The 14,295-nt window shown below is 61.5% G+C and carries 20 protein-coding genes; 2 read left to right on the top strand and 18 right to left on the bottom strand.

Annotated elements, in window-relative coordinates; all coding sequences use genetic code 11:
* Nucleotides 1–13: 13 nt before the first annotated feature.
* The 18 genes from ACZCWR_RS11180 to ACZCWR_RS11095 all read right to left on the bottom strand — a co-directional run bounded on the left by ACZCWR_RS11180 (nt 14) and on the right by ACZCWR_RS11095 (nt 11,153).
* Nucleotides 14–556: a phage tail assembly chaperone gene (locus ACZCWR_RS11180; protein WP_487300823.1), complete on the bottom strand. Its 543-nt coding sequence runs from the start codon at nt 554–556 to the stop codon at nt 14–16.
* Nucleotides 556–2,109: a hypothetical protein gene (locus ACZCWR_RS11175; RefSeq protein WP_487300822.1), complete on the bottom strand. Its 1,554-nt coding sequence runs from the start codon at nt 2,107–2,109 to the stop codon at nt 556–558. The genes ACZCWR_RS11180 and ACZCWR_RS11175 overlap by 1 nt, the downstream gene beginning before the upstream one ends.
* Before the next feature lie 6 nt (nt 2,110–2,115).
* Nucleotides 2,116–2,676, bottom strand: coding sequence for a phage tail protein I (locus ACZCWR_RS11170; protein WP_487300821.1), 561 nt, complete (start codon nt 2,674–2,676; stop codon nt 2,116–2,118).
* On the bottom strand, nt 2,666–3,577 hold the full coding sequence (locus tag ACZCWR_RS11165; RefSeq protein WP_487300820.1) for a baseplate assembly protein: 912 nt from the start codon (nt 3,575–3,577) through the stop codon (nt 2,666–2,668). The genes ACZCWR_RS11170 and ACZCWR_RS11165 overlap by 11 nt, the downstream gene beginning before the upstream one ends.
* Nucleotides 3,574–3,954, bottom strand: a complete 381-nt coding sequence (locus tag ACZCWR_RS11160) for a GPW/gp25 family protein (RefSeq protein ID WP_487300819.1) — start codon at nt 3,952–3,954, stop codon at nt 3,574–3,576. The genes ACZCWR_RS11165 and ACZCWR_RS11160 overlap by 4 nt, the downstream gene beginning before the upstream one ends.
* Nucleotides 3,951–4,685, bottom strand: a complete 735-nt coding sequence (locus ACZCWR_RS11155; RefSeq protein WP_487300818.1) for a phage baseplate assembly protein V — start codon at nt 4,683–4,685, stop codon at nt 3,951–3,953. The genes ACZCWR_RS11160 and ACZCWR_RS11155 overlap by 4 nt, the downstream gene beginning before the upstream one ends.
* Before the next feature lie 120 nt (nt 4,686–4,805).
* On the bottom strand, nt 4,806–5,276 hold the full coding sequence (locus ACZCWR_RS11150) for a phage virion morphogenesis protein (RefSeq protein ID WP_487300817.1): 471 nt from the start codon (nt 5,274–5,276) through the stop codon (nt 4,806–4,808).
* A gap of 8 nt (nt 5,277–5,284) precedes the next feature.
* The gene (locus tag ACZCWR_RS11145; RefSeq protein ID WP_487300816.1) at nt 5,285–5,761 is read right to left on the bottom strand and encodes a phage tail protein; all 477 of its coding nucleotides are present in this window, start codon (nt 5,759–5,761) and stop codon (nt 5,285–5,287) included.
* Complete coding sequence (gene lysC, locus ACZCWR_RS11140; RefSeq protein WP_487300815.1) at nt 5,758–5,997, bottom strand: Rz1-like lysis system protein LysC; 240 nt, start codon at nt 5,995–5,997, stop codon at nt 5,758–5,760. Before lysC ends, ACZCWR_RS11145 begins: the two co-directional genes overlap by 4 nt.
* Nucleotides 5,885–6,337, bottom strand: a complete 453-nt coding sequence (locus ACZCWR_RS11135; RefSeq protein WP_487300814.1) for a protein lysB — start codon at nt 6,335–6,337, stop codon at nt 5,885–5,887. Before ACZCWR_RS11135 ends, lysC begins: the two co-directional genes overlap by 113 nt.
* Entirely contained in the window at nt 6,334–6,783 is a 450-nt protein-coding gene (locus ACZCWR_RS11130) for a D-Ala-D-Ala carboxypeptidase family metallohydrolase (protein ID WP_487300813.1), read from the bottom strand. Before ACZCWR_RS11130 ends, ACZCWR_RS11135 begins: the two co-directional genes overlap by 4 nt.
* A 30-nt stretch (nt 6,784–6,813) precedes the next feature.
* Entirely contained in the window at nt 6,814–7,218 is a 405-nt protein-coding gene (locus ACZCWR_RS11125) for a phage holin family protein (RefSeq protein WP_487300812.1), read from the bottom strand.
* Nucleotides 7,206–7,661: a hypothetical protein gene (locus ACZCWR_RS11120; protein WP_487300811.1), complete on the bottom strand. Its 456-nt coding sequence runs from the start codon at nt 7,659–7,661 to the stop codon at nt 7,206–7,208. Before ACZCWR_RS11120 ends, ACZCWR_RS11125 begins: the two co-directional genes overlap by 13 nt.
* Nucleotides 7,662–7,668: 7 nt before the next feature.
* Nucleotides 7,669–7,875 (bottom strand): tail protein X, encoded by a 207-nt coding sequence (locus tag ACZCWR_RS11115; protein WP_487300810.1) that lies wholly within the window; start codon nt 7,873–7,875, stop codon nt 7,669–7,671.
* Nucleotides 7,875–8,372: a head completion/stabilization protein gene (locus ACZCWR_RS11110; protein WP_487300809.1), complete on the bottom strand. Its 498-nt coding sequence runs from the start codon at nt 8,370–8,372 to the stop codon at nt 7,875–7,877. The genes ACZCWR_RS11115 and ACZCWR_RS11110 overlap by 1 nt, the downstream gene beginning before the upstream one ends.
* A gap of 123 nt (nt 8,373–8,495) precedes the next feature.
* Nucleotides 8,496–9,167: a phage terminase small subunit gene (gpM, locus tag ACZCWR_RS11105; protein WP_487300808.1), complete on the bottom strand. Its 672-nt coding sequence runs from the start codon at nt 9,165–9,167 to the stop codon at nt 8,496–8,498.
* A gap of 8 nt (nt 9,168–9,175) precedes the next feature.
* Nucleotides 9,176–10,204, bottom strand: coding sequence for a phage major capsid protein, P2 family (locus tag ACZCWR_RS11100; RefSeq protein ID WP_487300807.1), 1,029 nt, complete (start codon nt 10,202–10,204; stop codon nt 9,176–9,178).
* Nucleotides 10,205–10,268: 64 nt separating this feature from the next.
* Nucleotides 10,269–11,153 (bottom strand): GPO family capsid scaffolding protein, encoded by an 885-nt coding sequence (locus ACZCWR_RS11095; protein WP_487300806.1) that lies wholly within the window; start codon nt 11,151–11,153, stop codon nt 10,269–10,271.
* 141 nt (nt 11,154–11,294) lie between these two features.
* Here ACZCWR_RS11095 and ACZCWR_RS11090 point away from each other — a divergent pair, with 141 nt between their 5' ends.
* Nucleotides 11,295–13,079, top strand: a complete 1,785-nt coding sequence (locus ACZCWR_RS11090; RefSeq protein ID WP_487303311.1) for a terminase large subunit domain-containing protein — start codon at nt 11,295–11,297, stop codon at nt 13,077–13,079.
* A complete protein-coding gene (locus tag ACZCWR_RS11085; protein WP_487300805.1) occupies nt 13,079–14,134 on the top strand; it encodes a phage portal protein in 1,056 nt (351 codons plus the stop codon). Before ACZCWR_RS11090 ends, ACZCWR_RS11085 begins: the two co-directional genes overlap by 1 nt.
* Nucleotides 14,135–14,295: the final 161 nt, after the last annotated feature.

Genomic DNA, 14,295 nt, shown 5'->3' with positions numbered 1-14,295 from the left:
TAAGAAAGAGGATTTACAGCGGCGAGACGGGCCAGTTGATCGAGGCCGGGAATTCTGGTTGCTCGGTGATGCTGCGCAATGCCCGGCGATACGCTTGCAGGGCTGCAAACAGATCGGCAGATAGCGTCGTCGGCACGCCGCCGTCTCGCTCATCACGATGCCGATCAACCAGCCATTGCGTTGTGGCAAGCAGCTCATCGCGCTTCTCGCGCGCCTGTCGTGAGCGTGTTCCGATATCCTCCGCAAAGTCTGCGATCGGACCGAATTCTCCCGCGACCAGTCGGGCGAACAATTCCCGACCGTGCGCCTCGACATCGGTTGGCATCGCGGAGAAAACAACGGGATCGGTCATACCCATTGGATGATTGGGGAACGTCACGATGCAGCGTATGCATTGCTTCTGTTCGGGATCCATCCATTGCGGGCTTTTGACGGTGCCGATTTGATACGGGTTTCGTGTTTCAGACAAACGGGGTGATACCGCGCTGTCGTCGCGGGACGGGTTTGCGGCACGCGGTTTTGCGTTTGTGTCGTAAAGGACTGGAATCGTCATCATTAACTCACGCGCTGCCAGAGGTAGACATACAGTGAATGGTTGCCACCGATCATGCATTGATCGTGAACACGCCAGTTGCCCGGGTAGGCAGCGAAGCCGTTATCGGACGGCTGGTTCGGCGAGCTATAGCCACCACGCGAAGTACGAATACAGAATGAGCCTACGCCCCCTTGATCAAGGATCGTGCGGGGCGCGGCCCAATTGCCGAAGTTCGCGTGAGTAAGGATGGCGCCGATGTAGGTTGTATCGACGTGCATATCGACATTTCCACCCCAGTTCAGGGTGATTTTGTTGCCCGTGTCGCTCACGACATAGCCATAGCCGCCGTTGCCATTGCGAATGGGCGCGCGCGCGGCGAACTGGGCGTTCAACCAGTTGGATAACCAGCCACCCCAGACCGCACCGTAGGCGTTGCCATCAGGCGCGAATAGCCCCGTCCCACCGCCTGCATACACATTGCCTTGAGACACAACGGAATTGGCTCGCATTTCGCCGTTCACGCGCTCGCTCGCGTTGATTGTCAAGCCCCCGCTCAACACGCCTCCGGTCAAAGCAAGATAGGCGTTCGGGTTGAAATTCCACGTGCCGTACACAGCGCCGCCCGCGCCGCGCGTGATATCGCTTCGGCCGAACGTCCACGCGTTGTTTTGGCCGTCGAGATGCATCACGATCGAGGGCGCGCTCGCAACTGAACCGCCTTCGTAAGCGTCGATCGCGCCGATGTGCCGGCCGCCCTGGCGGGTCCAGCGCAAGCCCATGTATGCGCCCGTTGCAGCAGGCGTATCGATCTGAACAGCAGGCGTGCGGCCACGATTCCACTCTACAAAAGCGCCGCCAATGCCGTTGTTATCCAGCGAGCGCACGGCGAATGCTGCCTTGCCATATCCCGTGCGCGTTTCCACGACTGCGTTGTTGCCGAGTGCGCCCCCTGAGACGCTGAACTTCGAGTCCAGCGCGGCTTGCAGGCCATCGACATCGGGGATGACGTGCCGGTGTTTGCGATCGGCTTTATCGATGAGCGCGTGACCCAAGGCTGCTTGCACGCCAGCCGGTGTCACCGCGCGTTTAGCGTCCGTGCCCGCGACCGTCTCATCGTTGGTCGCGAGCTCGACTACGCCCTGTCGTTCAGTGGTCGCAGGCGGGTTGAGAAACGACGTTTCACCAAAAACGAGTTGCGTCGCGTCGATCGCGGCGAACTGCATGTCGCTCGACAGCAGCAGCAAGGCCACGGGCGACTTTTCCATGATCGGCGTGTCCTGGCCATAGACCGCGAAAAGCGTGCCGTCTTCCAGATACAGCCCAAAACCATACAGCGTGTATTGATCGGCGCTCTCATCCTTGATCGTCACGTGAATCGTGTCGTTCGCGACGTTCACGCCTCCAAAGGTGCTGATGCGTTTAAGCTCGCGCGGCAGGTTTTCGAGCTCCGGGCTCACCTCGAACGGTTCCGACGCCAACCCGATCTGCGTGACCTTGTGCGGGTTCGTGCCGGTATGCGCGGGCGAAACCAGCGCCGAGCGGCCTGCGTAGGTGATCACAAGAACGGTTGCCATACGCTGTTACTTCGCCTCGGATTGAGATTCGGATAAATTCAGCCTGCGATACACCGCCACGCGCGCAGCGCCTCCTATGGGCTGACGCAGTTGCTTAGAAAGTCCCTGCGTGAACGTGTAGTGCGCGCGCACGGGTTTCGCTCGATCGACTTCGCGCAGAATGTCTGCGACGTAAGCCGCGCTCGGCGGACTGCCCTCACGGGCGGCCACCACCATAAAAAGCTCGAAGGTGTAAGGTGCCGCGGGCGGATTCTGCTCGAACCATTCCCGAATCACGATGTTCGCGCCAAAGCTTTCGACCGCATCGCGTACCGCTGCTACCGTGCCGCTCTTGCGTGCGACCGGAATGGCCACCTTCACGCGCGCGCGGCGCACCTGTTCCGGCCACGCGTTACTCCACGCGGTTACGCCCAGATGCCATGCGAGCCACGGGAGCAGATCAACGGGAATCGTTTCCGGGTTCATCAGCACCCGCAGCGGGACGGGTACGTCGCCAAGCGGCGCAGTAGCACGCGCCGCTGCACGCATGAGCGGCGTCGCGTTCGGCGGTAACAGATCATCCGCCATACGCTCCCCCGTGCTTGACTTTTAACGCCGAGCAGAACGATGCCTGCGTAGCGGTGATCGCAATATCGCTTGTTGGCGAAATCAGCATGACGCGTTCGACGCCTTCTGCGTGGAGTGCGGCATAGATTCCGGACAAGGGGACTTCCCGGCCATTGCGACGCGAGTCATTCGCAAATTTCTGCGCACGCGTGCGTGCCTCGTCAATCACCACGACTGGGTCCGGACCCTCGAATGTGTAGATGATCGCGTCTATTGCGTACTTCACGATTTCCGCGCTTCTGACCGTCACCTTGTCCGTCATCGGGCGCACGTCGTCAGCGCTCAACGCCGTCATGACTGCATCAATGACCGCTTGCGGCGCTGTGCCATCGGCTTCGTGCACGAGCACGGACACGAGCACTTCGCCCGGACTCGGGCTGGTCGCCGACACATCGAGCACGGAACCGTGCGCTGCGCGCGCGTGCGACCGATACGCCCCTTCCGGCCCTGCGACGGAATAGCCTTGCGGCGCAAGCTGGGTACGCTCGCGCAAATCACTGTCCGACTCCATCACCGGATCGGTACCGGTGTCCGGATCGCCGGGCGTGATCGTCAGGCGCTTCACACCGAGCAGGGCTGCGAGTTGATCCAGATCGCCCTTCATCGCGAACGCGAGCATCACTGCACGCGCAGCGCTGTTCACGCGCTGGCGCAGATACATTTCGCGATAGACGCTCTCCTGCAACAGAATCGTGATCGGTTCGGATTGCAGTTCGAGCTTCGCGGTGAGCGCCGTGCGAACGTCGTCAGGCACCAGCGCGAGGATGCCCGCCTTGCGCTCGGCAAGCAGCGATTCAAAATCGATTTCTTCGACCACGTTCGGCGCAGGCAGGCGCGACAGGTCGATCACGCTTTGGCTCATACCCGGACCCCCGATAGATCAACGGACGACTTCACGCTGAGCGCAACACTGCGCCCATTCACTGTCCTGTATCCCTCGATCAGAATCGGCACGCAGCCACGCCGGAAGTCTCCAGCGGCCAACGCGGGCGCATCGAAGGCCACTTTGGTAAGCGTCAGGCGCGGCTCCCACCGCATGATTGCTGTCGCCACCGCCGCGTAAAGGCGCACGAGCAATGCACGGTTCGCCGGGCCGTCGATCAGATCAGGCAACTCGGAGCCGAATGTGCGGCGCTTCACGCGCGAGGCGAGCGGCGTTGACATGATGATCGCCAGAGATTGCGACAAGTGCTCGTCGCCATCGATGAAGCCGCCGGTGTGTGCGTTCATGCCGCTCATGCGCCCGCCTTAAGCCCAGCGGACGTGATCGCGAACGACCCCCGTGCCTGATGCGGATGATGGATAAGACTGACGCCGCCCGCCTGATGGTCAGCGGCCGTCACCACGCCCGAGAAATCGGCCGAGCCGTCGATTCGCATGACCGGACCGGAACCGTCCTTATCCGCGCGGCCGTTTGCACCCGACAGGAACTCGAACGGACCTTCGACGATCAGTTTTCCCTTGCATATCGTTTGCGCAGCATCGAGCGTGATCGCCTCGGCCTTTACCGTCGCGTCTTTCGTCTCCACGACAACGGACGCAGGCGCGATCATGCGAATCGTCGCGCCCGCTGGCAGATCGACAGTCAGCGCGTGCCATTCTTCGTCATAGGACAGACGCGCGCCGTCATCAAACTGCATCACGTGTTCACTCACGCTCGTGCTCGGCGCGGGTCGATCTTCGCAGTACAGCGCGCCGGTGACGATACCTTGCGCCAAGTCGCCCATCGGGCAATCGACCTTGACCTGTTCTCCGATCGCGGGCGCGCTCCACGTGCGCAAAGAGCCCGCGCGCGCAGTCGCCCAGCGCAGCCAGCCGGATTGGAGCCCTTGCCCGTCCGAATCCTCATCGCCGATCGCCACGCGGCACACCGGGTTCTGCGCATCCGACGCGTCGACGGCGATCACGCGAGCAAGCAGCACGCTATTGCGCGCCACGCGTCGCGCCTCATTTTCTGCCGCTTGATCCATTCTCAACACTCCCGAATATCAATGGACATGATGGCGCGTGCGCGAACGCACGGCGAGCCCATGCCGCACGTGCTCGTGCCAGACACAGAAATCAACATGGCGCGCTGCGTTGCGCGCCGATCAGCCGCGAGACTTACGGCCTTCGAGATGCGCAATCAGTCGATCGCGGATCGAGCCGCGATCCGGCATAGCGAACCCGAGGAGCGCGCGGCGTGGATACCGATACTCGGGGCCATGCGGCGCGACCGGTGCGCGCTCGCCGTATTGGTGGACTGCTGCGATTCGGGCGATGCGCCCCGCGAACCCCACTGCCGCCTCATTGGGACTTGCTTCGATTTTGAGCCACCGCGCGGTGCGCAGTTTACGGAACATCGCCAGTCGGCGAATACGGCCTTTACGCGAGCGGGCACCTGCACGCTTGCGCGGTTCGTAGGGTGTGCCCTCCGGGTCCAACTGCTGCGCGATGCGATCGGCCTGGTGCCGCCGCATCATGCGCGCGACGTCCATCAACGCGGCCCGGCGCTGCGACGGCGATAGCCGCACGAGCAGCTCAAGCGCTTCGGTTTCAAGTGCGTGCAGATCGTCAGTCATTGCGTCGCTCATTTCTTCGGACACACGCCATACGCCAGACCGCGACCTTCGACCCACGCCACCGGGTCCCAATCGGAATTCGCGGGCACGCTGTCGTCCAAGTGCACAAAGGTGCGCTGCTCATCCTCAGCCGTTCGTGCCACAACGCTTTCCGTGAGCTTGATGCGAATCGACAGGTCAACGGCGCTGTTATTGAGCACGTCGGCCTCGAACTCGATCCCGTGTACCTGAGTGTCGCGATTCTGGAACAGGTCGGGTTGGTTCGTCTGCGCCCATTGAACGATCGCCCCCATGACCGCATCGGCCGAGCCGCCAAAATCGAGCATCACGAGTCGCAAGAAATATCGATATTCGAACGACCCGGATCGTCCAGGCGAGGCCGCGATGTGACCGCCCTCCACGAATAGCAACAGCCGCTCGGGGTTCTGGGGTAGCTCCGGCAGGGCCGCAGCGATCGCGGCTCGAAGCGAATCGGATTTCTTCATTTCGCACCCACGGCTGCGGTTGGATCACCCGCATCGGCGCGCGCCTGACACTCAAAAATCATGTCCACCACAGCCGCGCAACGCGCCCACGCCGCTTTGACGGTGCTCAGCGCCATGCTCATGTCACCGTTCGTTTCTGGCGCCATGGCAGACATCGTGCAACGCGTCACTGTCGGGCACGAGTTGAATGTAATCACAGGCCCCGGTGATGGCGGGATGTGCGTGCAAGCGGGCAATGCCAGCAGGCAGCACAGTATCAGCCCATGCTTGAGATTCAGGCGTTTCATGGATGACTCTCCGGGTTACGTCCTCGACGCGCTTCTGTGCGTGGTCGATCTTCGATTGCGTGAGACCAAAACGGCGTTGCAGCTGGGCGTTTTGCTGCGCCTGCGCGCGCAACGCGGCAATCGTTTTATCGCGCGTGCTGATGGTCTCGCGCGCCTTGGATGCATCGTCCTGCGCGGCGCGCAGCTCGCCGCGCAGGCCATTGACGTAGCTCACCGCGCCCCATGCCGCGAGCGCGGCAACCGCAATCGCGATGGCGACACCGAGCAGCTTGGCGACGAGCGGGTTCATGCGCCGACCGCGTACGTCGTATGCTCACCGCTAAAACGCGCGGTCAGCACTTGTCGGCGGGGTTTCTTGCCATCAACGGCGAGCCCGATATGCACCCACCGCCCGCCTTCATGAATCACCTGATCGAACGGCAGATTCGATGCCGCGAGCTTGCGCACCACCTTGAGCGGCGAGCCGAATGCGGGACAGACGAAATCAGCCGCGAGTCCCTGAAGGTGCGCGCTGTTCGATACGCCGCCCACCGCGCGGTTCAGCGCCGCACACCGGTAGCCCGACAAAATTAACATCGGCTTTGCGCCAAGCAGCGTGCGAACCTGTTCCAGCGTCTGAGCGAGCCTGCGCAGGTTGTCGATCGTAGCGGCCGATGGCGTGTTGTCGATCCCGCGCTTATGCGCTTCTGCGCTTGCGATCAGTTCTCCAAGCGAAAAATGGTCGGTCAACTGCATACGTTCTCCTCAGCTCCTGACATGAGATATCTACTGGCTCGCATCGACGCCGCGGTCAACTTCTCGCAGCACCCGGCCGAGCATCCGATCGAGTACGCGCGATCCGCCGTAGCCGGATAACGTGATCACGCCCGCTTCAAGCACCGCCTCAAGATTCATCCATTCCGAGGCGAAGAACGCAAGCAAGCCCGCCACCAGCGACACGACCAGATCCTTGACGATTTCGAGCCACAGCGAACGGATGGCGGGCTCCGGTGCAGCAAGCTTTTGTAACGTGCTCGCCAGTCCACCGATGAACGACAGAAACAGGCACATCGCGACGGCCGCGAACGGGATGTGCGCCAGATCGTCATCGAACGTAATCGCGGCCGCCCACGCCGAGGGTGGCCAGACGATCGCCAACCAAAACCAGCGATAGCGAATCAGGTTTTGCACGCGACACCCCGGTGACGTTTTTGAATTTGATCGCGGAAAGCGAGCACCAGACCGAATGCCGCCATCGCGATATAAAACAGGTATTCGCGCCATGCATTGCCGAACCACGGCGCACACACAAACGGTGGCACCAAATAACAAAACGCGACCGCGACATACAGGCCATGGCGGCAACGTTCACCCCACCGCCACACGAACCGCACGGGAAGCACATCGTTCACGAGCAGGTCGGCAAGCAGCAGTACGGCAACGCTCGCCATCAGCACGGCGAGCGCGTCGCCCGCGACACCATCGGCGAGCACCATCAAGCCCGTGAGTGAAGATGCCCCCGACAGGCCGCACATCACGACGTTGCCCGCCATGAACGCGTACATCACGCGCGCGATCACATCAGGGCTGCGTTCTACTTCAACTTGCGAATTGCCCTGCGAATTGGCCTCCATACGCACCTCAATCGAATAGCTGCACGAGCGGCGCTGTTCCCGCCACGCCCGCCGGGTCCGGCATGTCGATCTCCAGGCCGATCGGCAGCAGCACGCCACACTCGGCCAGGCCCGGATTGGCCTCCAGGACCGCCTCGACCAGGCCATCGGTGCGGCCGTAGATGCGCCAGCACAGCGCGTCGGCAGACTCGTCTTGCAGCGTACGAACCTTCATCAAATCGCCTCGACCGTTAATCTGCGCCGCCCGACGATATCGCCCAGCGCCCAATACGCATCCCGGCGCGCCTCATCCTGCGACAACGCCACGGCATCGACTCGGCGTGTGCCGCTCTGCGACGTGTCGTAGCCGCGATACCGCTCCAACACCAACGCATGCGCCCAGCCGTACACCGCACGCCGATAGCGGCGCACCTGCACGCTTTCGCCCGCGACCTGACGAGGGTGAGTTGCCGCCAGATCGGCCGCGCCGCTCGCCTCACATCTCGCGCGCCACGCTTGCAGCACATCGCCCGCATGGGCGATGCCCTCGACCACGGCATCGAAGAGCCGCGCGTGCGTGACCGTGCCATCCAGACGCAAAACGTCGCGCACGTCTTGCAGATCGATATCCGGATACCAGCCATCGCCCTTGAGGATCGAGTCGCCGCGCGGCGCATTCGGATCAGGCGCCGTGTGCGCTGAAGTCGGCGCAACAGAGACGAAATCGTTCATCGCCGCCCCTTTGTGAAGGGTGGACAGTGCCGTGCACAGTTCGGTGGGCGGTGGACGCGTGCCGATCGGCTAAGCGCCAGGCTTGCCGCCCGGCACGCGTGCCGCCCTGTCGCGAGGGACTCGTTACGCATCCGATTCCCTCGCTAGCGAATCGGACGGGGGCGCTTGCGACGCGAGCGTCGCCTCGATGCGGGCGATGTCGCGTTTCACGCCAATCCGGTCGTTCAGTGCCAGCGCGTCTGTCAACGCCTCCAGCGCGCCGCTCGGGTTGCTGGCCTCGATCGCCAGCCCGTATGCCTTGTTCAGTTTCGCCTTGATCTGGTCGACCATATCGAATGGGCCGACCAGCGCAATCACTTCGGCGAGCATGTCCGCGTTCACACCCACCGCGTCGGCGAATCCTTCGGCGAGCGTCGCCGCAAGCGTGCGCTCAAACGTGGCGGGCATCTGCAACCCATGACGAATCGCATAGGCCGCGATATCGAGCGCGCCGCGCCAGTCGCCGGCGTCGATCATCCAGACCATCACTGTCACCAGCACGTCGTCCTGCCCGCCTTCGTCGCTCGACAGCGCCTGGGCGACGTACGGCGCGTAGTCCGGCAAGATTTCACGCTTGATGTCGATCTTGCGCGCGATCGAGCGCGTGTCCTTCAGGCGCATTTGATCGGACGCGAGTTTCGCGCGCATCAGGTCCTGCGCGCGGGCGTGTTGGCGGCCCGCGCTGGCCGATGCGCTCGACGTGTGCAGTGCCGCGACCTGTTTCAGGTGACGGGAAATCGGCGTGTCTCGAACCATGGCGCGCCTCAATCCGCTTGATTCTCGGAGGCCTGAGGCGCGCTGCCCGCGAACGTTACGCTGTCGATCAAACAGCCCGCGCTGTAGTCCTCGACCACGTACGCTTCGTTGCTCGATTCGAAGAACTCGTAGCGGTCGCGTTTCGGGTTGTCGATGATCGAGCGGCGTCGGCCTCCGATCTGCCAGTAAATCGACAGGTTTTGCTGCGGCGTAATGAACAGCTTGCCGCTCGGCATGAACGGCACGCGCACCGCTTTAAGGCCGCCCATGCGTTGCTGGCTCACAATCAGATTGGCCGCAATCTGGTCGACCGGGCGATTGTCGGCGTTGAGCGTGATGAAGTAGCGGTCGAGCATCGTTTCCCGGCCACACATCACAACCAGATCGGGGTTGCTCGCGTGCCACGGCGCGACCATTGAATTGACCGCCTCGAAGACGAGCGCGTCGGGCGTTTGATAGTGCGCGCCCTTTTTGCCAACCACAATCTCGTCTTTCAGGACCTGATGGGGTGCATACAGACGGTATTTCTCCAGCCAGCCGACGTTCACGTCCTCACACACCGGATTTTTCGACCGGTCCGAGGTAGCCGCACGCGTCTTGCCGTTAAAGCCGATGCGAATGCGATCCAGCGCTTGCTGACGAATCAGCATGTCGCGCAACTTCGCCTGAAAGCCATTCAGGTGCGCCCACGCATCGAGCAGGTCGTAACGCATCTGCGTATCGAAGTTCGTCTGCGACGCAAAATATCCGTTCGGGTCGAAATCGTGCGGATCGATAGGCTCGCGCTCCTGCTTGGTTGTGTCCGTCGTGCTCGCGATCGTCGTGCCGATCAACAGGCCCAGCTTCTCGCCCTGCTGCGCGGTCACGCCGATCATGTTGACGCCCCTCAGGAACTCATCCGATTCCTGAATGCGCTTTTCGATCGTTTGCTGGACCGACGGCGTGACGGCGAATTTCTTCGCCGCGTCCGATACGCCGTTCAGTCTCGCGATCTGCTGCGAATACGCTTCGATCGCTGCGCGTGCAATCGGTGTCATGTCGATTCCTCGTGTTCTGTGCGTGTGTTCTGTGCTTGTGTTGAGTGGTCCGCGACTACCACGATCAGCAGTCGGTCAATTCGCCCGTGCCGCCAGCACCGGTAACGGCCGGGCGCGGCGCACTGAACTGCACCGTTTCCATCTTCTTCACGAAATCGGAAAATTGTTGTTCGAATCTGTCGAGGCGATCGCTCACGGCTTTGTCCGCAGCCTCGCCCTGCGCCTCAAGCTGGACCTGATGGAACGCGTGGGCGAGTTGCTCGACCGTGAACGCCTGCGCGCTCTGCGCCGCGCCCGATGCTGACGTGCTGGCAGGTGTTTTTGCTTGCGTGCCAGTAGGCGAGGACGCCGCACCCGGCTGAGCGCTGCCGCTCGCTTGGGAGCTAAAACCGAGCTTGGCGAGCACGTTGCTGAAGAACGTCACCGGATCAGGTGCGCCCTCTGTTTTGTCCGCTTCACCAAAATCGGTGTCGATTTCGACGCTCGCCGCGAACAGGTTTTCCGGGCGTTGTTTCTTCGAGCGAAAGTGATCGGGATGCTGCTGCGCGAACGTCAGCACGTCGGTACCGAAACTGGCCGGGCTGTCGGTCACACCCAGACCGACCAGATACGCCTTGCCGGAACCGGCGAAGTTCGGATCGATCTCGACACTCGAATAGATTTTCTGACGGCTTCTAGCCATCGCCTTTAGATCGTCCGTCGGATCGATCCTCGCGAACAGCGCCAACTTGCCGTCCTCAACCGCTTCAGCCTTCAATGCGCGCACATCGCCGAACGCACGGAACGGGCTATCGGGTGCCATACCGCGAATATGTTCGCAGAACACGCGTGCACCGATTTTCGTTCTCGGGTCGTACGTGCTCGCCATGTCCTCAATCTGCTGACGCGTGATTTCGCGCCCGTCCGTCGTCGTGCCTTGCGTAGCCACCCGCTTCCAATTCAAAGGCATGGTGTTTCCTCCATGATCCAGTCCGCTTTTGTTGCATGGTGCGTGAGCAGCAAGCGCACTTCAATGCGCCGCGTGGCGAGTAAGTCTGAGCACAAATTGAAGGGCTCACGCCTGCGCTCTCGCGCGCGATACGCTCGACGCATGACCATCGCAAACCCCTTTTCCGCCTTCCCAGACCGATCACAAGTAGTCGAACTAGCCGTTCGCCGCGCCGCACGCGACCTGTTCTGGTCGGGCTGGACAATCACCGCTATTGCCGAACACATCGGGCAAAAGCGCTCGACAGTCGAGACGTGGAAGCAACGCGGAAAGTGGGAGCAGGCCACGTCCGTCGACAAAATTAGCGACGCGCTCGACCAGCGCATGCGCGTGCTCATCACGAAGGAGAACAAGGATCCGAAAGACTTCAAGGAGATCGATTTGCTCGGCCGCGAAATCGAGCGAATGTGCAAGATTCAGGCGCGCAGCGCACGCGCTTCCGCCGACGGCGGGAACGATGAAAACGCCGCGCCGCAATCACCAAGGCGCAGGCCCAAACGCAACGCGATGACCGACGAGCAGCGCCAAAAACTGATCGATGCCGTGAAAGAATGGCTAATCGGTCATCAGCGCATCTGGTACATGAATCGCGCAATGCGCCGTCGAAACATTCTGAAGTCGCGGCAGATCGGCGCGACGTTCTACTTTTCGATGGAAGCGCTGGAGCGCGCCCTCGAGACGGGCTATAACCAGATTTTTCTGTCGGCCAGCCGCGCGCAGGCTCACGTGTTCAAGAGCTATATCCGGAGCTTCGCCTTGAAAGCGGCCGAAGTGGAATTGACGGGCGACCCGATCATTTTGCCCAACGGCGCGGAAATGATTTTTCTCGGCACGAGCTCGCGCACCGCACAGAGCTATAACGGCGACCTGTACTTCGACGAGTATTTTTGGGTCGGCAATTTCATGACGCTCAACAAGGTCGCGCAAGGCATGGCCACGCACAAGCACCTGCGCATGACGCACTTCTCGACGCCATCCACGACGACGCACGAGGCTTATCAATTCTGGACGGGCGCGCACTTCAACAAAGGACGTGCAGCTGACAAGCGCGTTGAAATCGATGTTTCGCATACCGCACTCGCACGCGGCCTGTCATGCCCAGACGGACAGTGGCGGCAGATCGTTACGGTGGAAGACGCGGTAACCGCAGGCTTCGACAAGATCGATATCGACGAGCAGCGCAACAGCAACAGCCCGGCCGACTTCGCCAACCTGTATATGTGTGAATTCGTCGACGACACGGCGTCCGTGTTCCCGTTCGACATGATGAAACGCTGCATGGTGGATAGCTGGGAAGCCTGGACCGACGTGAAGCCGCACGAGGCGCGTCCCTTCGGCATGCGACCCGTCTGGATCGGCTACGACCCCGCGCTGTCGAGCGAAGGCGACGCGGCCGGATGCGTGGTGATCGCACCACCCAGCCAACCCGGCGGCAAGTTCCGCGTGCTCGAACGTCACCGTTGGCGCGGCGAGGATTTCGAGACACAGGCGCAATACGTGCGCGAGATCACCCGACGCTTTAACGTCACCAAGATCACGGTCGACGCAACCGGCGTCGGTTACGGCCTATATCGTCTTGTTCAGCAGTTCTTTCCGCGAACTTATGCATTGCAATATTCGCCGGAACTCAAGACGCGACTGATTCTGAAGGCGCAATCAGTCATCGGCAACCAGCGACTCGAGTTCGACGCCAGCTACACGGACCTGGTGCAGTCGTTCATGTCGATTCGGCGAGCGATGACCCCGAGCGGCAGCAAGCTCACCTACACCGCGGCACGCAGCCAGGAGATCGGCCACGCGGATTTGGCCTGGGCCTGCATGCATGCGCTCGACAACGAACCGCTTGAAGGCGCGACCCGCGCTCGCAGCACTGTGGAGTTTTATTAATGCCCCTCACCTCGATCAGCAGCGCCAGCGAAATCGCTGCGCGCGACACACTTAGCTCGATTACTACATTCGAGTTCGGCGAAGCCGCCACCGCGCTTGAAGCGTCCGACATTTTCGACTATCGGGAGCTGTGGACGATCAACGGCTATTTCGAGCCACCAATCTGTCGAACCGGACTGGCTAAATCGCTTCGCGCTGGCACCCATCATGCCTCCGCCCTGTATTTCAAGCGCAACGTGCTTGCATCGACATTCATCCCGCACAAGCGATTTTCGCGCGGATCGTTCAGCCGCCTGGCACTCGATTACCTAACCTTTGGCGAGGCCTATCTTGAACGCGAAACCAACTTTGTAGATAAAGCAATCAACTATCGGCCGACCGTGGCGAAATACACGCGTCGGATGACTGATCTCGAACGCGTGGCGCTGGTGGACGGATACCAGCTCGTCCACACCTTCGGGCGCGGTTCGGTGTTCCAGCTCGCCGAGCCCGATGTGAACCAGGAGGTGTATGGGATGCCCGAGTACATCGCGTCACTTCAATCGGCCTGGCTCAACGAGTCCGCGACATTGTTCCGCCGTCGCTACTACGCGAACGGATCGCATGCCGGTTTCATCCTGTACCTGAACGATCCATCGGTCGATCCAGAGGACGTCGACGCGATCCGTCAGCAGCTACGCGAAACCAAGAATCTTGGCAACTTCCGAAACTTGTTCGTCCATTCAGCCAGCCGCGACGGCAACGGTAACAAGGGCTCGCTCGAATTGATTCCGATATCCGAAGTGGCCGCTAAGGACGAGTTTTTTAATATAAAAAATATTACGCGCGACGACAGTCTCGCCGCCCACCGGGTGCCACCCCAACTAATCGGCATCGTGCCGAGCAATACGGGCGGATTCGGTGCGGCCGACACCGCCGCACGGGTGTTCGGCTACAACGAAATTCGACCGTTGCAGCAAAAATTTCTGTCGATCAACGAATGGGCCGAGGAAGAAATCGTCCGGTTTGAGGAATACGCCGTGCCGCCCGCCACAACCGCGTCCAATCGATCCTAAGAGCGAGAACATGAGCGCGCGTGAGACGGTTGCGCGTTGCGCGAGCATCGCCGCCTTTAGGCGAACGTGTCGGGGCGTTCGTGCGCAGCATGCGACGCCTAACGCTCGCTCGACAATGAGCGTCGTGTCCCCCGCCACTCGTCGCACCGGCACTGGTCAAG

Source organism: Caballeronia sp. A2-2 (genome assembly GCF_057612605.2).
The sequence above is the reverse complement of the archived record's forward strand: the minus strand, read 5'-3'. Positions and strand labels throughout refer to the sequence as shown.